Origin of the sequence: Moraxella nasicaprae, from assembly GCF_025643275.1 — a bacterium.
In the GTDB taxonomy this organism is placed as follows: Bacteria; Pseudomonadota; Gammaproteobacteria; order Pseudomonadales; family Moraxellaceae; genus Moraxella; species Moraxella nasicaprae.
This window is the reverse complement of the sequence record NZ_CP089977.1, coordinates 1032212-1051785: the sequence shown is the minus strand read 5'-3', so window position 1 is coordinate 1051785 and position 19574 is coordinate 1032212. Positions and strand designations below refer to the sequence as shown.

Sequence of the window (19574 nt, the reverse complement as noted above, 5' to 3'; positions counted from 1 at the left end):
GTGATTCGCAAGTTACACATTCATCAGTTTCGTAATGTCAAGCAAGCAACCTTATCGCTTGCCAAGCATAATGTACTGATTGGCAAGAATGGTAGCGGAAAAACATCGCTGTTGGAGGCGGTGTTTTTGCTTTCTCGTGGCAAAAGTTTTCGACATCATGAACCCAAAAGATACATCAGTCATCACGCCACAGAGTGCATCGTTTGGGCGATGACTGATTTTTATCAGCCTTGCACACTCGCCATCAAAAAACAGATGGATTTGTCAGGAAAATCAGACACCACACTAAAATTTGATGATAAGACGGTGTTGGGGCAAAGCGTGCTAAGTAAGCATTTGCCCGTCCTTTTGATTGACCCTAGTAGCATGACTGTGTTGGACGAGGGGAGTGCAACTCGTAGGCAGATGCTTGATTGGCTGGTGTTTCATGTGAAACCTGATTTTTATGAACAATGGCTAAATTATCAAAGACTGCTAAAACAGCGAAATGCCCTGTTAAAGCAAGCCAATATTCGTCAGCATACCCACCAACTAACCGCTTGGGATAATCAGCTTTCTTTTTATGCTCATGCCTTACACGAGCATCGATTGCAGATTTTTGAGCAATGGCAGTTGGCATTTGAGCAGATGGTCAGTCGCCTGTTGCCAGCTTATCAAGATATGTTAAGTTTATCTTATCAGGCAGGTTTTGATGTTAGCACGCCATTATTGCACACTTTGACCGAACGCATTTGGCAGGATATTGAGCTTGGTTATACCAGAGTTGGCTCGCATCGTGCTGATGTTTCCGTTGTATTTAAGACGATGGACGAGCAGGGCAAAAAGGTGCGAGAGCAGGCAAGTCATGTTCTGTCTCGTGGCGAAAAAAAACTACTCATCACTGCCTTGAAACTGTCACAATTAACACTGATTTGTCAGTTAAACACCCAAGGCAATCAACTAAATCTACCTGTGGTGCTGATTGATGATATTGATGCAGAGCTTGACCAAAGGGCGGTATCAATGCTGCTGGATACGATATTATCATTGCCATGCCAAGTCATCATCACCAGTCTAAATCAAGAGATTTGCCAAGTTATTGATGATAAATTATCAATACTGTCGCCATCAGCCATTTGTCGTGTGTTTCATGTGGAACAAGGCGAGTTTTTGACCGCACAAACAGCACCCAATAATGATGCCAAAGATGAATAAAAAAGCCATAAATCAAGCGATTATCCGATGACTTTTGGTCAAAAAAATGCTATAATTTGGTCGTTCTTTTTATTAAGAAAACAGATAAAATCCCAAATTTAAAGGATATTTCATGACCGAACAGACACATGACAATCATCAAGTCGAAGAACAGGATTACAGCTCCAAGAATATTCGAGTCTTGCGTGGACTAGAAGCGGTGCGAGTGCGTCCTGGTATGTACATTGGCGATACGGACGATGGTACTGGCTTGCATCACATGGTGTTTGAGGTGGTGGATAATGCCATTGATGAGGCATTGGCAGGGCATTGTGATGAGATTAACATCATCATTCATGACGATGGCTCGGTGTCAGTGATGGATAATGGCCGTGGCATTCCTGTGGATATTCACCCAGAAGAAGGTGTGTCGGCAGCAGAGGTCATCATGACTGTGCTGCATGCTGGCGGTAAGTTTGACGATAATTCTTATAAGGTTTCAGGCGGTCTGCATGGCGTGGGCGTGTCGGTGGTGAATGCTCTGTCGAGTAAGCTGGTATTAAACATTTGGCGTGATGGCTTTGCTCATAGCCAATCATTTAGCGATGGTGTGCCAGATGCACCATTGGCACAGCTTGAACCCTCAACCAAGACAGGCACGCAGGTCAGATTTTATCCTAGTTTTGAGATTTTTAAGGGTGTGACCGTTTTTGATTATGATATTCTTGCCAAAAGATTGCGTGAATTATCATTCCTAAATTCAGGCGTTCGTATCGTACTGACTGATGAACGCACCGACAAGCACGAGGTGTTTGAACACAAAGGTGGTTTGTCCGAATTTGTCAGCTACATCAATGATGGCAAGCAGACTTTGAATGATATTTTTCATTTTACTGCTGATGGCAGTGATGGGATTGGTGTTGAGGTTGCGTTGCAATGGTCGGACAGCTACAACGAAAAAGTGTTGTGTTTTACCAATAACATTCCCCAAAAAGATGGCGGTACGCACCTGTCAGGCTTTCGTTCAGCTCTGACTCGTTGCCTCAATCATTATATGGATAGTGAGAATATTGGCAAAAAAGAAAAGGTGCAAGTGACGGGCGATGATGCACGAGAGGGCTTGGTGGCAATCATCTCTGTCAAGGTTCCAGACCCTAAATTTAGCTCCCAAACCAAAGATAAGCTGGTGTCTAGCGAAGTCAAATCAGCGGTCGAGACCACGATGCATGAACGCCTGTCTGAGTTTTTGCTTGAAAATCCAGCTGCCGCCAAGACCATTGCTGCCAAAATCATCGATGCTGCTCGTGCCAGAGATGCTGCTCGCAAAGCTCGTGAGATGACCCGCCGCAAATCGGCGTTGGACATCGCAGGTCTGCCTGGCAAATTGGCAGATTGCCAAGAAAAAGACCCTGCATTATCCGAATTATACATTGTCGAGGGTGATTCGGCAGGTGGTAGTGCCAAACAGGGGCGTAATCGCAAAATGCAGGCGATTTTGCCACTCAAAGGTAAGATTTTGAATGTAGAGAGAGCCAGATTTGACAAGATGCTATCTTCGGCAGAAGTTGGCACGCTCATTACGGCACTTGGCACGGGCATTGGTCGTGAAGAATACAATCCTGACAAACTTCGCTATCATAAAATCATCATCATGACCGATGCTGATGTGGACGGTAGCCATATTCGTACATTGCTTTTGACTTTCTTTTTTCGTCAAACGCCAGAACTGGTTGAGCGTGGACATATTTACATCGCCCAACCACCGTTGTACAAAATCAAAAAGAATAAACAAGAGCTGTACCTAAAAGATGATGAGGCATTGAAATCATATTTATTATCATCAACCATCGATGATAATCAACTATTCTTGGATAAAGACACCCCAGCGGTGACAGGTGTGGCACTAGAAAAGCTGCTTAATGATTATAACCATAGCCAAGTCATCAAGAGTCGTTTGCAATCGAAGTACCCTGCTGCTTTGCTTGATGCCTTAGCTTTAATCGATAAATTTGATGTCAATGCCATCAATAATCAGGCAGCAGTACAGGCATGGGCGGATAAATTGCAAGCCAAATTGCGTGAGTTTTTGGGCGATGAGCCGACTGTCACGCTAGAAACATTTGGCGAGGAAAAACAGCAATTCTTGCCAAGAGTAACGATTTATCAGCATCGTCTGCCACATCATTATCTGCTTGATTTGGGCTTTTTGGCATCAAGTGAATATGCACGCTTTATGAGACTGTCTGGTGCATGGAATACGGTGCTTGGTGCACAGGCTTTCTTGCGTCGAGGCGATAAAGACATTGCCATTAGAGATTTTCATCATCTTTGGAATCAGTTGATGCACACCGCAAGACATGGCATTGCTGTGCAACGATACAAAGGTTTGGGTGAGATGAACCCTGACCAACTGTGGGAGACAACCATGGACCCAGAAAATCGCAATATGTTGCAGGTTACTTTGCAAGATGCGATTGAGGCGGACAGAATGTTTGCCTGCCTGATGGGCGATGATGTTGAACCACGCCGAGCGTTTATCGAAGAAAACGCTCTGAACGCTGAGATTGATGCTTAAAATAAATAAAAAAGCAGGCTTTTAGGTCTGCTTTTTATTTTGCACCAACCGAGCCTATGCGTTAAAATGTGGTTCGATTGGTATGTTGATTTGTACTGATTTATTTTATCAGTCTTTTAAAGAAAGGAAAAATATTTCATAAAATCTTAGATTTAGTGAGAAATCTTGCCAGTCAAATATTTGATTATCACCACCCAGCCAATATTGCTGCTCAACCTCGGCAACTTTCATAAATCTACCCTTACCAAATTTGGTAGGGCGAGAAATGTGAAGTGAAACATAGTGCTTTTCTGAAAATGCATCGGCTTTGGATAATAAATAATCGCTAAATTCATTGCGTTTTTGAGAGCGAATATTTTCATCATCAACGAAAATGCCAAACACTAAGCGAGTTTGATGAAAAGCCATGACAATTTTATGCCCTTGCCACTGTGATTCACGCCAATCAATCGCCCAAAAACCACCATTTTTATTATCAACATAATCCCACCAAATAGGATTGGCATGGCTTGTTTCAAGCAGCATAAAGAACCCTTGCCAACAATAATGATCCCAGTCTTTAATTGGAAGGGTAAGATAAGCATCTGATCTATTTTGTATGGCTTGTAAGTGTTCAAAATAGGCTTGGAAAATGTCATTTTTAATATGTTTGTACCTATTAAACCTATTTAAAAGCATTTCTCTTGATATGGATGCGTAACCAAAGGGAGATATTTTTTTTAAATTCTCCCAGTTCTTGTCAAGATGATACTGTGATTCATTGCCAGTTTTTAGATAGACTAAGCAAAATCCACTCCAGTCTTGCTGCTGTTTGGCAAATTTGTAGTAGCGAGCGAGTTGGTCGTTGTGCTGTTTGCTATTCGTTTTGCTTTCTATCAGAATTCTAAATCCGTCATTGATGATAACCATAATGTCAATATTGTGATATTGACGCACAACCTCAACTTTGTTAATGTTGTAAAGTTCAAACCCAACAGCAGTAATGTGAATCATGGTGTAAACCAAATCTTGGGCGAGGTCGTGCAAATCTTTAAAGTCGTTTTGGTATTTTTTATCAGCAAAACTGAGTAGCCATGCAAAAAATGCATCTTGACTTAGCTCACTAGTGGCGAATGAAAAAAGATTTGGGGGGGGGTGGTCATGTTGCGTCCTTAAAAATGAAGTTTAAGCGTACATATTACACCATTTATTGTTCGCTAAACAACCAAAAAAATGCTAAAATATCCCAAAATATCTCTATCGTTTTACACACCAAAGGACCGCTTAAATGACCCAAAACATCACCACCGACCGCATTTTAATCCTAGATTTTGGCTCACAATATAGCCAGCTCATCGCCCGCCGTGTGCGAGAAGCAGGCGTTTATTCTGAAATGTACGCCTATGACGCAAGCGATGACGAAATCCGTGCATTCGCCCCAAAAGGCATTATCCTATCAGGCGGGCCTGAGAGCGTGTACGCTGACAATAGCCCCAAAATCCCACAAGCCGTGTTTGAGCTTGGCGTGCCTTTGCTTGGCATTTGCTACGGCTTTCAGGCGATGACCGCCCAGCTGGGTGGCGTGGTGGAAGCAGGCGATGTCAAAGAATTTGGCTATGCCAAAATTGACATCTCCCAAGCTGACAAACTGCTTGCCAATATGGCGGACGAACACAACCAATCACAAGTGTGGATGAGTCACGGCGACAAAGTGACCAAATTGGCGGACGGATTTAGTGTTACTTCTAGTACGCCTAGCTGTCCGTATGCGTCTGCCTCTGATGAAAGCCGTCATTTTTATGGGGTGCAATTTCACCCAGAAGTAACCCATACCGATAAAGGCGAAACCTTGATTTCAAACTTTGTCCATAGCATTTGTGGTTGTGGCAGTCTGTGGAATAGTGAGAATATCATTGAACTTCGTATCAAACAACTCCAAGAACAAATTGGCAACAGCGAAGTCTTACTTGGCTTATCAGGCGGTGTGGATTCATCAGTGGTAGCAGCGTTGTTGCACCGTGCGATTGGCGATAAATTGACCTGCGTCTTTGTGGACAATGGTTTGCTGCGTCTCAACGAAGGCGACCAAGTAATGCAAATGTTTGCCGAGAATATGGGCATTCGGGTGATTCGTGCCGATGCCGAAAATCGCTTTTTGACCGCCCTTGCAGGCGTAACCGACCCAGAGGCTAAGCGTAAAATCATCGGACGAGAATTTATTGAAGTATTTAGCGAAGAAGCCAGAAAACTAGACGGTATCAAGTTTTTGGCACAAGGCACGATTTACCCTGATGTCATTGAGTCCGCCAAATCCAAACAGGGCAAAGCCCACGTGATTAAATCACACCACAATGTTGGCGGTTTGCCTGACGATTTAGCCTTTGAATTGGTTGAGCCTTTGCGTGATTTATTTAAAGACGAAGTGCGTAAACTTGGCGTGGCTCTTGGCATTCCGTACCATATGATTTATCGTCATCCGTTCCCAGGGCCGGGCTTGGGCGTACGCATTTTGGGCGAAGTCAAAAAAGAATATGCCGACATTTTGCGTGTGGCGGACGATATTTTTATGCAGGAGCTTCGTGCGTCTGGTTGGTATGATAAAACCGCCCAAGCCTTTGCCGTATTCCAACCTGTCAAATCAGTGGGTGTGGTTGGCGACGGTCGCCGTTATGCGTGGGTGATTGCATTGCGTGCCGTTGAAACGGTGGACTTTATGACCGCTCGTTTTGCTCATTTGCCATATGACTTGGTAGATAAAATCTCAACCCGTATTATGAATGAAATCACCGATGTTTCTCGTGTGGTGTATGATGTAAGTAGCAAACCGCCAGCGACGATTGAGTGGGAGTAAACCAAAAAACCGTCAAGAAATTGGCGGTTTTGTTTTTTTTAAGTTAAAAGAGTGAAATAATGAAAATGATGATGATTTGTTGATGATATGAAGATTGTCGGGCTGTATTTGGGTCAATATGGATTTGCAAAGTGTAAACATTGGTCAATTCAATCAGATGTCTAAGTGTTGCTTGGCTTAAAAGGGTTTTTGGATAACCGAAAAGCTGCTTGGAGCAATGCAGGGAGCGTGTGTCATTTAAAAAAATGGGCAAATCATCAAAAAGTGACAACATCATCGCTCAAATCATTAGCAAATTGATTGATTTTTATACAATTATCAGTAAATCTTAACCAAAAACTTGTCCATGATGGATTTTTCGTCTATGATGGGCGAAAATTATCACAATGCGAGTCGTATGATGAAAAAACTTCTTTTAGCAACAATGGTGCTGATGGGTATGTCTGCTAATGCACAGGTGGTTACCTATTATGGAGCAGGCTTTCATGGTAAAAAAACCGCCAGTGGCGAACGCTTTAACCAAAATGCCCTGACTTGTGCCAGTAATTCACACAAATTTGGTACTCGACTAAAAGTAACCAATGTCAAAAATGGTAAATCTGTCATTTGTCGTGTCAATGACCGTGGTGGATTTAGCAAGTACGGTATTTCGCTGGATTTGTCCAAAGCAGCATTTGCTAAAATCGCTCCGCTGTCTCAGGGTCGTGCCAGAGTAACCATCACGCCTGTGCGTGATGTGCCAGCGGTTGCACCAGTGGTGGAGCAGGCAGAGGTGATGGCGTCAAATCAAGCTAATAGCGAGCAGGTGGAGCAAGCGTTACCTGCGATTGAGCCGTTGAGCATTTCTCAGACGGTCACCATTACTTTATCCAGCAACACCAGCGAGCAATAAATGACTCTAATTGTAGAAGATATTGAGATTGGCACTGGCAAAACAGCCGTAAAGGGTGCGTTAATCAGCACGCAGTACACAGGCAAACTGGCTGATGGCACGATATTTGACTCGTCAGTCAGTCGTGGCAAGGCGTTTGAATGCGTGATTGGCACAGGGCGAGTCATCAAAGGCTGGGATTTGGGTGTGTTAGGCTTTACTGACGATGATGTTCAGGTTGCCCCAATGAAAGTTGGTGGCAAACGCCGTTTGGTTGTGCCAGCACATTTGGGTTATGGTGAACGTGCGATTGGTAAAATCCCGCCAAATTCAACATTGTATTTTGAGATAGAATTGTTGGAAGTTCGCACTCGTGATGACTAAGCCTAAGATTGATACAGGCATCTATCGACACTATAAGGGCAATCTATACCAAGTACTTGGATTGGTTCGCCATAGTGAAACGCAAGAATGGCTGGTGTTGTACCAGCCATTGTACATTGATGAGCCTGTATCAGAAAAATTGTGGGTCAGACCTGCTGCGATGTTTACTGAATTAGTGCTGGTGTCGGGCGAATATTTGCCTAGATTTGCCCTGCTAAATACACAATAAAAAACATCAAAAAGCTAGTTATCACTCATAAAGATTGTTATAATAAATTCCTACTGATGGCATTTTTAATAACAAACCAGTTTGGTTTGGGGTTAAAGGTGCTTTTTTCTTTGAATCTTGGCGATGTAGATGCTCGCCAAAATGACGGAGGTTTTTTATGATTAAAATTGAACAATATTTTAGCCAAGCACAGTGGCAAAAATTCACCGATGCTGCACAAGGTCAAGAAACTCCGTTACTTGTTGTGGATTTAAGTCGCATCAAGGCAAAGTACGAAGAGATGGTGGCACTATTTCCTAAGGCAAAAATTCATTATGCCATGAAAGCCAGCCCTGCTGTTGAGGTGGTGAAATATTTGGCAGATTTAGGGTCAAACTTCGACTGTGCATCTATTTATGAACTTGATAGAGTGTTGGATTGCGGTGTGGAACCTGAACGCATTTCGTATGGCAACACCATTAAAAAGGCGGAGCATGTTAAGTATGCCTTCGAAAAAGGCATCAAACTATACGCCACAGATTCTAAATCTGACCTAATCAATATTGCTAAGCATGCACCAGGCTCAAAGGTGTTTGTGCGTATTTTGGTACATGGGGCGGATACCGCAGAATGGCCATTGTCTCGTAAGTTTGGTTGCCACCCTGATATGGCGATTGATTTGCTGGTGCAAGCCAAAAATCTGGGTCTGATTCCCTATGGCATCTCATTTCATGTAGGCAGCCAACAAAAAGATGTGGCAGCGTGGGACGATGCACTTGCCAAAGTCAAATATATGTTTGACTGGATGAAGTATGAAGAGGGTATCAAGCTGCAAATGATTAACTTGGGCGGTGGTTTTCCAACCAATTACATCAGTGAAGTAAACCCAGTCAGCGTGTACGCCGAAGAGATTCATCGTTATTTGTCAGAGGATTTTGATGAAGATGAAATGCCAGAGATTATCCTAGAACCAGGTCGTTCCATGGTGGGCGATAGTGGTGTATTGGTGTCAGAAGTGGTGCTAATCAGTCGTAAGTCTCGCACCGATTTGACTCGTTGGGTCTATACTGATGTGGGGCTGTTTCAGGGGTTGATTGAGACTTTGGGAGAGGCGATTAAATATCCTGTTTATACCCCAAAAATGGAAACCGCCACCGAAAAAGGTACAGTGATTTTGGCAGGACCGACTTGCGATAGTACGGACATCATGTACGAACACGCTGCTTACAAACTACCCCAAGATTTAGAAATTGGCGATAAGTTGTACTGGCTAACCACAGGGGCTTACACCAATTCATATTCATCGGTGGAGTTTAACGGTTTTCCGCCACTAAAAGTCAAGTATATTGAGTAAGTAGGTCTGGTATGTTTCACATGAAACATGGCAACAATGACCAAAAGTTTGCAACCCGCTCAATGGGCATGGTGCTATTGATGATGGCTGTCGGTCTGTCTGCATGTAGCACGCATCAGGTGAATGCACACCCAAAACATTGGGCGGTCTTGATGGATAAATCAGCCAACTTTTATCAGGTTGATGATAAACTCTATCGAAGCGAGCAGCCAATCATCGATGATAAACCGTTGATTTTGGATAATAACATCAAGACTGTCATCAATTTGCGATATTTTGACCGTGATGATGACCAGCAAGTGTTTCGTGATGGCTCGGTTGTTTTGCTCAATGAGCCACTATTGGCGTGGCGTATTTCTCCCAAAGATTTGGCTCGGGTTTTGTATGCCATCAGATATGCCCAACAAGATGGTGCGGTGTTGGTGCATTGCTATCATGGTGCTGATCGCACAGGTATTGTGGTGGCAATGTATCGCATCATCTATCAACATTGGTCGATTGATGAAGCCAAAAAAGAGATGCAAAATGGTCATTTTGGCTATCACGCCATTTGGAAAAATATTGACAGATTGCTGACCGATGTCAAAGTGTGGCAGGTTCGAGCTGAGCTTGCTAAATTAGAACAAGCAGATAATAGATAGTGAGTTTTATGCAGTTTTCAAAATTTGGTCAAAAATTTACCCAAGACAGTGCCATCTTACAGTTGATGGACGACTTAGGCAATGCGTTAAATAGCGACCAACCCATCAACATGCTGGGTGGTGGCAATCCTGCCAGCATTCCTAAGCTCAATGAAGTGTATCAAGAAATATTGCAAGACATCATCGAGCAACATGATGCCTTGGAGAGTATTGCCAATTATTCCACCCCGCAAGGCGATGCTAAGTTTATCCAGACTTTGGTTGAGTTTTTTAATCGTCATTATGATTGGAAACTGACCGCGGATAATATTGTGCTGACCAATGGGTCGCAAAATGCGTTTTTTTATCTATTTAATTTGTTTGCAGGGCAGTTTGCTGACGGTACCAACAAATCCATCTTGTTGCCCTTAGCACCTGAGTATGTGGGCTATGCTGATGTGCATATCGATGGCGTGCATTTTGTGGGTGTTAAGCCTATTATTCGTTCAGCCACGCATGAGGGTCGTGAAGGATTTTTTAAATATCAAATTGATTTTGAAGCCCTTGAAAATTTAGAAGAATTAAAAAATGGCACTATCGGAGCGATTTGCTGCTCTCGTCCAACCAACCCAACAGGCAATGTCTTGACCGATGATGAGATGCAAAGACTGGCTCAGATTGCCAAGCGGTATCAAGTGCCATTGATTGTGGATAATGCTTATGGCATGCCGTTTCCTAATGTGATTTATCCTAAGACGACCTTGTCATGGAATCCAGATACGGTGCTGTGTTTTAGTCTATCCAAAGTGGGTTTGCCAGGAGCCAGAACAGGCATTATTGTCGCCAATCCACAGATTGTGCAAGCAATCAGCAATATGAATGCGATTGTCAATCTTTCTCCGGTGCGTTTTGGGGCAGCGGTTGCAACACCGCTTTTTGCCAATGACCGCATCAAAGAGCTGTCAGATACGGTGATTCAGCCGTTTTATCATGGGCAAGCTGCTTTGGCAATTCAGCTGTTGCAGAAAGAATTTGCCAATTTTCCAGTCAAAATTCATAAACCCGAAGGGGCGATTTTCTTGTGGGTATGGTTTGAGGATTTACCAATATCGACCACCAAACTCTATGAAATCTTAAAAGAACAAGGCACGCTCATCATTCCAAGCGAGCATTTCTTTGTTGGCGTGGATACCAAAGATTATCCGCACGCCACACAGTGCATTCGCCTATCCATCGCCCAAGACGACCAGACACTCAAAGACGGTATTGCAACCATTGGCAGGGTTGTGCGAGAACTCTATGCGATGCAGTAATAAAAATAAAAATCCGCCATTTGAGCGGATTTTTTAGGTGGTTTTTTAGGCTGGTTTTGTAGCTGCCGTCACCACAATCTCCACAAGCCAGTTTGGATTGACCAGATTGGCTTGCACGGTGGCACGGGTGGGCGGAACATTACCCTGTATCCACGCCTTGTACTCGGCATTAAATTTATCAAAATCATTTAAATCTTTGATAAACACTTGGGCGGTCAAAAGGCGAGATTTGTCCGTGCCTGCTTTGGCAAGGGCTTTGTCAATATTAGCAAGAACCTGCCGAGTTTGCCCAACAATATCAAGGCTGTCATCATCAGGCACTTGCCCTGCCAAATATACCACGCCATTATAAACAGCGATTTCGGCAATGGTTTCGTTGCTGTCTAGTTTAATGATTTCACTCATAAAAGTTACCTACATTGATTAAAGAGTTAATTAAATCCAATGGTTTTAAACCAAATGCCTTCATCAAAAATTCTTAAATTTTTGTCTTGTAAAGGCAATAGCCAATTACCAAATTTATCTAATATACCATATTTACCATTATGATGTCGCACAACAAAAACGGCATTATCATCAAGCATAAAAGTATAATCGGTAATGGTTTGATATTCAAAAGGCAAAATAACATTGCCCTGATAATCCAATAAGCCCATGTGTTTTATTTCTTCTTTATTGGATTTTTCTAAGGTGGCAATGATAACATTGTCGGCTAAATCCAAATTATCATATTGGGGCGGTATGACAAAATGCCCATTTTTATCAACAACGCCTTGCAAATTTTTATTTTTATGACTGATAAAAACCGCATAACCTTTATCATTAAAATTATAAAAATCGCCAGCCAAATCCTTAAATAATTCTTTGCCTGTTTTATCAATCACTCGCCTACCAGAAAGGCTATTGGGAAATAAAAAATCGGATAAGCCAAATTGTGATTTGGCAATTTCATATTCTTTGGCTTGGTGTTCGTTATTGGGCAAAAAAGTATAAGAAAACCCGTGATTATCAAAATTGTAACTATTAGAATTATTGGTAATTAGGTTTGGCTCAATGACCCAATCACCTGTGCGGTCAATAAAGCCATAATAAGGGCTGTTTTTCTCTTCACTAACCGCCATTAACTCATTAGTAAATGCCACTTGTGCATTATTGCTATCAAAATTCATCTCACGAGAATTGGGAAAGTAAAATTTAACGGGAATTTTGATACTTTCCGACATATCCATAAAACCAATTTTGTCTATATGCTTATCATTGTATTGTTCATCAATGGCAACATTCTGAATGGCGACAAAATCTTGTTCATCAGGAAGTGAGAGTAACTGCCTACCTTTTTGTGGTGTAATTAGCCATTCGCCTTTATCGTTAATAATGCCATTATGGTCTGACAAGTAAGCACCACACGGCTCGGCAAAGCCAATGTTGCCATATTTTGAGTGCTTTTCAAAACCTTTAAAAAAATCAAATTCCCCTGCTGTACTACCATCTTTAAAAACAAAACTCCAACACCTTTCATAATTATCATCAATTTTTTTATAAAATTGATAAATGGATAAAATATGATTGGGTAAGGGTTTTGCAAAAGAGCGATGGTCATCATTCAAATCATTAAACTGGGGTGGAATAACCCAATTGGCATCATCATCAATAAAGCCCCATTTGCCATTTTCGTCCCTTGCACCAATAACCCCAAGCTCTCGCTCGCCAACATTTTGAAAACGAGACAGCTTGGCAATCTTTTTATCGGTTAAAGGTGTTTGTTTGCCAGTTTTGCGATTGATTAAAGACAAATAACTATTGATAATAACATTTGTTTTATAACTGTACTCTCTATCTTCTTCACTTAATTGATTGATTTTTTGTTCTATTTCAGAATTAACTTTTGCAAGCTTTTCCTTATCATTAATATCGGGATAATCAAGCATTAAATTGGGTAATTCATATTCTGAATAAGGTATAGTGCTTGCTTGTGATTTTAAAAATTGACCATCTAATGTGTAGTAGTCGGTATATTCTTTGTTGTCATTTTCATAAATACCAACCCATTTTCTATCCTTATTGCCATCAATATCATCATTATTTTGGATAATGTGCTGATATTTTGTGGGAATAATGGTTTTGCCATTAGCGGTAATGATGCCAACAACTTCTTGGTCGTCTTTTTTATCAAATATTTCAAAAAATACCGAATTGGCAAAGGCAATATTGGCAAACAACAAACAACTTGATAACAAAAATTTTAACATAACCAATTACCGATAACGCTCAATATTAAGCCCATCAATCTTAATCTGTGTCGGCTGACCTAAAATAATATCAGAAAGCAACTTACCAGAACCACACGCCATCGTCCAGCCCAGCGTGCCGTGTCCTGTGTTGATAAATAAATTATCAAACTTGGTCGCTCCGATGATGGGTGTGCCATCTGGGGTCATTGGACGCAGTCCTGTCCAAAATTTGGCATTGGGCAAGTCGCCTCCGTCAAATAGGCTCTTTGTAACCATTTCCAGTGTGGCACGGCGAGCAGGGTTTAGGGATTTGTCAAAGCCTGATAGCTCTGCCATTCCGCCCACACGAATCCGCTTATCAAAGCGAGTAATGGCGATTTTATAAGTTTCATCAAGCACGGTGGAAACAGGGGCTTTTGTTTCGTCCACGATTGGCACGGTTAAGGAATAACCTTTGACAGGATACACAGGCAAATCAAGCCCCAAATCCTTTGCCATTGCCCGAGAATAGCTCCCTAACGCCAAGACAAAACCGTCTGCCGTCAAGGTTTCGCCATTTGCCACCACGCCTGTAACTTTTTGATTATCAAAGATAATTTTGTCAATGACGGTGTTAAATTTAAATTCTACGCCCAAAGTTTTAGAGTGTTCGGCAAGGCGTTTGGTAAATAAATGACAGTCGCCTGTTTCGTCATTGGGTAGTCTTAGACCGCCCAAAAGCTCGGCACTGGCATAAGCGAGGGCGGGTTCAGCACGCACAAGCCCATCTTTGTCCAAGACTTCATAAGGTACACCGCACTCATCAAGCACTTTGGTATCTAGTTTCATTGCTTCAAGCTGAGCAGGTTTACGAAAGAGCTGTAAAGTTCCGCCTGTGCGGTGTTCGTAATCAATGCCAATTTCATCACGCAAAGCACGGATACAATCTCGGCTGTATTCGGCAACTCGCATCATGCGTTCTTTGTTAATCTCGTATTTTTGGGCGTTGCAGTTGGCAAGCATTTGTTTCATCCACGAAAGCTGAAAGCCTGTGCCGTCAGGAGAAATGGCAAGGGGAGCGTGCTTTTGGAACAGCCATTTGACCGCTTTCATTGGAATGCTTGGAGCTGCCCAAGGCGTTGAATAGCCGGGCGAAATCTGCCCTGCGTTGCCAAAGCTTGTCTCTTCGGCAACATTGGCACAGCGGTCAATGACGGTAACTTTTGCCCCAGATTTGGCAAGATAATAGGCGGTGGTTGTGCCGATGACTCCGCCCCCTAAGACAATGATATTCATATCCCACCTCCAACATTACACGAAAAAACATTCATAGAATTGCCATCATAACATGTATTGGTGGGTTTTTTAATTATTTTATCTTGAATAAAAGTGGTCTTTTGATTAAAAATACCAATCTGGCTAAATGTCTAATTTGCCTAAAAATTGTGCTACAATAAACACAACTTGACGGAGTGCGGTTTTTGCTGTGCAAATAAAAACCGCTGAGAGCCATTGGCAATCCGTTGAACCTGATGCGGTTCGTACCGCCGTAGGAAATCAAGTTTTCAAAATCTTACAAAGTCTTTTAATGATTGGTATTACATCAATCATACTTTTTCATCATAAGATTTTTGATGGCTTGATTTGTTTATTAGCCATTTAAAAAGGAAATTATGATGAGCCAAATCGCAAATCAATCCCCAACCGAACTTATCAACCAGCACGAACAAGATGCCAAAGATTTAACCCGTATCTTGCCTGCTTCCAAAAAAGTCTATGTAACAGGTTCACGAGACGACATTCGTGTGCCATTTCGTGAAATCTCCCTGACTGATACGCCCACAGGGCTTGCCAAAGACGGCTTTGAACAAAATCCCCCCATTTTGGTTTATGATACTTCTGGCGTTTATACCGACCCAAGTGTGAGTATTGATTTAAATCGGGGCTTACCCAAACTGCGTGAAAACTGGATTGCCGAGCGAGATGACAGCGAAGTCTTGCCCAGTTTAACATCGGATTTTGGTAAGGCACGATTAAATGACATTCGCACCGCAGATATTCGCTTTGCTCACATCACCAAACCACGCCGAGCCAAGAAAGGCAAAAATGTAACCCAACTGCACTACGCACGAGCTGGCATTATCACCCCTGAAATGGAATATATCGCCATTCGTGAAAACCAAAAACAGCGCGAGGGCGTGGATATGCGTCAGCACAAAGGCGAAAACTTTGGGGCAAATAACCTAACAGAAATTACCCCAGAATTTGTGCGTCAAGAAGTTGCTAGTGGGCGAGCGATTATCCCTTGTAACATCAATCACCCAGAAAGTGAGCCGATGATTATTGGGCGAAATTTTTTGGTCAAAATCAATGCCAATATCGGCAATTCCGCCCTAGGTTCGTCCATTGATGAAGAAGTTGCCAAGATGACTTGGGCAACTCGCTGGGGAGCCGATACCATTATGGATTTATCAACGGGTAAAAATATTCACGAAACAAGGGAGTGGATTATCCGCAATAGCCCTGTACCGATTGGTACAGTGCCGATTTATCAAGCCTTAGAAAAGGTAAATGGCGTGGCAGAAGACTTGACTTGGGAGATTTTTAAGGATACACTCATTGAGCAAGCCGAGCAAGGCGTGGATTATTTTACCATTCACGCTGGTGTGCTACTTCGCTATGTGCCACTCACCGCCAATCGCTTGACGGGCATCGTCTCTCGGGGTGGCTCTATTATGGCTCAGTGGTGTCTGGCTCATCATAAAGAAAACTTTATTTATGAGCATTTTGATGAGATTTGTGAAATTGCCAAAGCCTATGATGTCTCGTTTAGTCTGGGCGATGGACTTCGCCCTGGCTGTATCCAAGATGCTAATGACGAAGCTCAATTTAGCGAGCTTAAAACCTTAGGCGAGCTGACCAAACGAGCGTGGGAGCATGATGTACAAGTGATGATAGAAGGGCCAGGACACGTGCCTATGCACATGATTAAAGAAAATATGGAGTTGCAGTTAGAACACTGCGGAGAAGCCCCCTTTTATACGCTAGGACCTTTGACCACCGACATCGCACCTGGTTATGACCACATCACCAGTGCAATAGGGGCGGCGATGATTGGCTGGTATGGCACGGCAATGCTGTGCTATGTTACGCCAAAAGAGCATTTGGGCTTGCCCAACAAAAAAGATGTCAAAGACGGTATCATCACTTATAAAATCGCCGCCCACGCTGCCGACCTTGCCAAAGGACATCCGTCCGCTCAGGTGCGAGATAATGCCCTGTCTAAGGCACGATTTGAGTTTCGCTGGGAAGACCAGTTTAATCTATCGCTAGACCCAGATACGGCAAGGGCAATGCACGATGAAACCATGCCCAAAGAGGCTCATAAATCGGCTCATTTTTGCTCGATGTGTGGGCCAAAGTTCTGCTCAATGAAAATTACCCAAAATGTGCGTGAATACGCCAAAGGTATGGAAGAAATGAAAGAGAAATTTGCCGAGCAAGGGAGTGAGCTGTACTTAAAAGCCTAAATGTATCTCAATAAAAAAACAAAGCCGTTTTTTGATGGCTTTGTTTTTTTGTGGAGCGGTTTGAATTATTGTAATCTCATCACAGCCTCTTCGCCGCAAGAATCATAGTCAATATTACCTTGACTGTCAGTTAGGGCAATTTGTCGGCGATTTAACACTTTAAAATACCGACCTTCTGAATCTTCCATCACTGTGCGATACTTGCCTTGATATTCGACCATTCCCACTCTGTTTGTTTTATTGCTGACCGTATAGATTTTGGCATTGCCATTCTTTTTGATTTCCAGATAATGAGTGTAGCCCATACCGCTGATGCAGTAGCTCCAAAACTGCTTCTTGCCCACAAAAGGCAGATTGCCATTTGCTAAAACAGTCATGGGTAGGGTAAATGCTAGAATTGCCAGTAGCTTTTTCATGATAAATTCCTTGATAAACACAAAGAACATAAAAATTTATTATCGTTTTTTTTTTGGATTGTCAAGCGATACACTATTATTAGAAAAGTTGTTTTATTTATACTATTTTGGTTTGATAGATGAATACTTTGTCAATAAGGCGTGTCTAAAAATCTGCTATAATATGAAAAAATTAAAAAATAGGTAAAGAGAATGTCTTTTTTTTCGTATTTTGAAAAACGCCTAGACTCCTATCCAGACATTAACCTGCCTAAGTATTCAGGTGGACTGTTTTCGTTCATTTATGCTTGTACAGTAGGCTATCGTGGCTGGCTACTTTTGTTTACGGTATTAACCGCAATCTCTGGGCTTTATTGGGCATTTATTTATTCATGGGTGGGGCAAATTGTTGATTGGCTAGGTATGTATAGCCCACAGGAGTTTTGGCAAACCAAAAAGACTGAGCTGCTAACCATGCTTGCCATTACCGCCATCATTCCTATGGTTCTTTTATTTGAAACCACCATTCATCATCAGGTGCTACAAGGTGTTGTACCGATGAGACTTCGCTGGATTTTTCATCAGCATATGCTAGGACAGTCCATGCAGTTTTATCAAGATGAGTTTTCTGGTCGAGTTTCTGCCAAAGTGATGCAAACTGCTTTGGCGGTGCGTGATGTGGCGATGACGCTCATTGGTGTATTTGTATTCATTGGTACTTTTTTGGTGGGGGCTGGCACGGTGCTGGTCAGCATTCATCCGCTACTTGCTATACCTTTTGTGGCGTGGGTGCTGATGGTGGTTGGTCTTTTGGTGTTTTTATTGCCAAAATTACAAAAAGTCAGCCAAGAGCAGGCGGACGCACGAGCTTTGATGACAGGACGCATCACCGATGCCTATGCCAACATCAGCACGGTCAAGCTGTTTAGTCATTCTCGCCGTGAGCTGTCTTATGCCAAAGAAGCCATGCAGCATTTTTTGGGTAAGGTGCATAACCAGATGCGTCTGGTCTCCATTCTTGAAATTTTGGTGTCTTTGATTGCAGTCATCACTGTATCGGGCAGTATCGCCATGAGTGTGTATCTGTGGTATACAGGCGTGGTGGGTGCTGGTGCGGTGGCAGTAGCTGGTGCATTGGCAATTCGCTTACAAGGTCTGACACACTGGGTGCTGTGGGAGACGGCATCTTTGTTTGAGCATTTAGGTACAGTACAAGACGGCATGAACACCTTGACTACGCCACACGCTGTGGTAGATAGCCCTGATGCCAAAATGTTTCATGTGGAACAGGGTAAGATTGAGTTTGACCAAGTATCGTTCAATTATGGTAAAGGCGATGACAAAATCGGACTGCTTGAACGGTTTAATTTGACCATTAACGCAGGCGAAAAAGTGGGATTGGTGGGTCGTTCTGGTGCTGGCAAATCCACTTTGGTAAATCTATTGCTTAGATTTTATGATGTCAGCGGTGGTAAAATCGTGATTGATGGACAAGACATCAGCACATTAACCCAAGAATCTCTACGCCAGCAGATTGGTATGGTTACCCAAGATACCTCGCTTTTGCATCGCACCGTACGAGAAAACATCGCTTACGGTCGCCCTAATGCCACCGATGACGAAATCATCGCCGCCGCTAAAGCAGCTCATGCGTGGGAATTTATCCAGACACTACAAGATAAACACGGCAATACAGGGCTGGACACCCAAGTGGGTGAACGAGGTGTCAAGCTCTCTGGTGGTCAGCGTCAGCGTATTGCCATCGCTCGTGTGATGCTAAAAAATGCACCAATTTTGCTTCTTGATGAGGCGACCAGTGCGTTAGATAGCGAAGTAGAACACGCCATTACCACCAGCCTTGATAAGATGATGGCGGGCAAAACCGTCATCGCCATCGCCCACAGACTTTCGACCATCGCCTCAATGGATAAGCTGGTGGTGATGGATCAGGGGCGGATTGTTGAGATGGGTAGTCATGATGAATTGATTGCCAAAAATGGCGTGTATGCCAGTCTTTGGGCAAGGCAATCTGGTGGATTCTTGGCGGAAGAATAGTCTGATTGATAAAAAATATCTTATATAAATCAATTGATTACAAACTTTTTTGATAT

General features: G+C 42.8%; 15 protein-coding genes, 1 pseudogene and 1 riboswitch. Of the genes and pseudogenes, 11 read left to right on the top strand and 5 right to left on the bottom strand.

What is annotated here, in order from left to right; genetic code table 11:
- Together recF and gyrB are read left to right on the top strand one after the other, a co-directional pair.
- Entirely contained in the window at positions 1-1194 is a 1194-nt protein-coding gene (gene recF, locus LU297_RS04910; protein WP_263077292.1) for a DNA replication/repair protein RecF, read from the top strand.
- A 112-nt stretch (positions 1195-1306) separates the two neighbouring features.
- Complete coding sequence (gene gyrB, locus LU297_RS04905) at positions 1307-3748, top strand: DNA topoisomerase (ATP-hydrolyzing) subunit B (RefSeq protein ID WP_263077291.1); 2442 nt, start codon at positions 1307-1309, stop codon at positions 3746-3748.
- A gap of 108 nt (positions 3749-3856) precedes the next feature.
- Here the strand turns inward: gyrB and LU297_RS04900 are convergent.
- Positions 3857-4861 (bottom strand): annotated as a pseudogene (locus LU297_RS04900) (PD-(D/E)XK nuclease family protein); the annotation flags it as partial.
- Positions 4862-5015: 154 nt separating this feature from the next.
- Here LU297_RS04900 and guaA point away from each other — a divergent pair.
- The 7 genes from guaA (at position 5016) to LU297_RS04865 (ending at position 11328) form a co-directional block, all read left to right on the top strand.
- Positions 5016-6578 carry a glutamine-hydrolyzing GMP synthase gene (gene guaA / locus LU297_RS04895; RefSeq protein ID WP_263077290.1) on the top strand — a complete coding sequence of 521 codons (1563 nt, stop codon included), beginning with the start codon at positions 5016-5018 and terminating at the stop codon, positions 6576-6578.
- 400 nt (positions 6579-6978) lie between these two features.
- Positions 6979-7470 carry a septal ring lytic transglycosylase RlpA family protein gene (locus tag LU297_RS04890; RefSeq protein ID WP_263077289.1) on the top strand — a complete coding sequence of 164 codons (492 nt, stop codon included), beginning with the start codon at positions 6979-6981 and terminating at the stop codon, positions 7468-7470.
- The gene (locus tag LU297_RS04885) at positions 7471-7833 is read left to right on the top strand and encodes an FKBP-type peptidyl-prolyl cis-trans isomerase (RefSeq protein WP_263077288.1); all 363 of its coding nucleotides are present in this window, start codon (positions 7471-7473) and stop codon (positions 7831-7833) included.
- Positions 7826-8062: a DUF1653 domain-containing protein gene (locus tag LU297_RS04880; RefSeq protein ID WP_263077287.1), complete on the top strand. Its 237-nt coding sequence runs from the start codon at positions 7826-7828 to the stop codon at positions 8060-8062. Before LU297_RS04885 ends, LU297_RS04880 begins: the two co-directional genes overlap by 8 nt.
- Before the next feature lie 157 nt (positions 8063-8219).
- A complete protein-coding gene (locus LU297_RS04875) occupies positions 8220-9395 on the top strand; it encodes a type III PLP-dependent enzyme (RefSeq protein ID WP_263077286.1) in 1176 nt (391 codons plus the stop codon).
- A gap of 20 nt (positions 9396-9415) precedes the next feature.
- Positions 9416-10036: a phosphatase domain-containing putative toxin gene (locus tag LU297_RS04870; RefSeq protein WP_263077285.1), complete on the top strand. Its 621-nt coding sequence runs from the start codon at positions 9416-9418 to the stop codon at positions 10034-10036.
- Positions 10037-10044: 8 nt separating this feature from the next.
- Positions 10045-11328: a valine--pyruvate transaminase gene (locus LU297_RS04865; RefSeq protein WP_263077284.1), complete on the top strand. Its 1284-nt coding sequence runs from the start codon at positions 10045-10047 to the stop codon at positions 11326-11328.
- Positions 11329-11373: 45 nt separating this feature from the next.
- Here the strand turns inward: LU297_RS04865 and LU297_RS04860 are convergent, their stop codons facing one another.
- From LU297_RS04860 to LU297_RS04850, 3 genes are read right to left on the bottom strand one after another with little or no spacing between them, the layout of a single operon-like run.
- Entirely contained in the window at positions 11374-11733 is a 360-nt protein-coding gene (locus tag LU297_RS04860; RefSeq protein ID WP_263077283.1) for a RidA family protein, read from the bottom strand.
- A gap of 26 nt (positions 11734-11759) precedes the next feature.
- A complete protein-coding gene (locus tag LU297_RS04855; protein ID WP_263077282.1) occupies positions 11760-13577 on the bottom strand; it encodes a WG repeat-containing protein in 1818 nt (605 codons plus the stop codon).
- A gap of 6 nt (positions 13578-13583) precedes the next feature.
- Complete coding sequence (locus LU297_RS04850; protein ID WP_263077281.1) at positions 13584-14834, bottom strand: D-amino acid dehydrogenase; 1251 nt, start codon at positions 14832-14834, stop codon at positions 13584-13586.
- A 162-nt stretch (positions 14835-14996) separates the two neighbouring features.
- Positions 14997-15112: riboswitch (TPP riboswitch) on the top strand.
- A 102-nt stretch (positions 15113-15214) separates the two neighbouring features.
- Here LU297_RS04850 and thiC point away from each other — a divergent pair.
- The gene (thiC, locus tag LU297_RS04845) at positions 15215-17068 is read left to right on the top strand and encodes a phosphomethylpyrimidine synthase ThiC (RefSeq protein ID WP_263077280.1); all 1854 of its coding nucleotides are present in this window, start codon (positions 15215-15217) and stop codon (positions 17066-17068) included.
- 65 nt (positions 17069-17133) lie between these two features.
- On the opposite strand, the gene LU297_RS04840 is transcribed toward thiC, so the two are convergent.
- Positions 17134-17484 carry a hypothetical protein gene (locus tag LU297_RS04840; RefSeq protein ID WP_263077279.1) on the bottom strand — a complete coding sequence of 117 codons (351 nt, stop codon included), beginning with the start codon at positions 17482-17484 and terminating at the stop codon, positions 17134-17136.
- Positions 17485-17676: 192 nt separating this feature from the next.
- Between LU297_RS04840 and LU297_RS04835 the strand changes: the two genes are divergently transcribed.
- Positions 17677-19518 carry an ABC transporter ATP-binding protein gene (locus tag LU297_RS04835; protein ID WP_263077278.1) on the top strand — a complete coding sequence of 614 codons (1842 nt, stop codon included), beginning with the start codon at positions 17677-17679 and terminating at the stop codon, positions 19516-19518.
- Positions 19519-19574 lie beyond the last annotated feature (56 nt).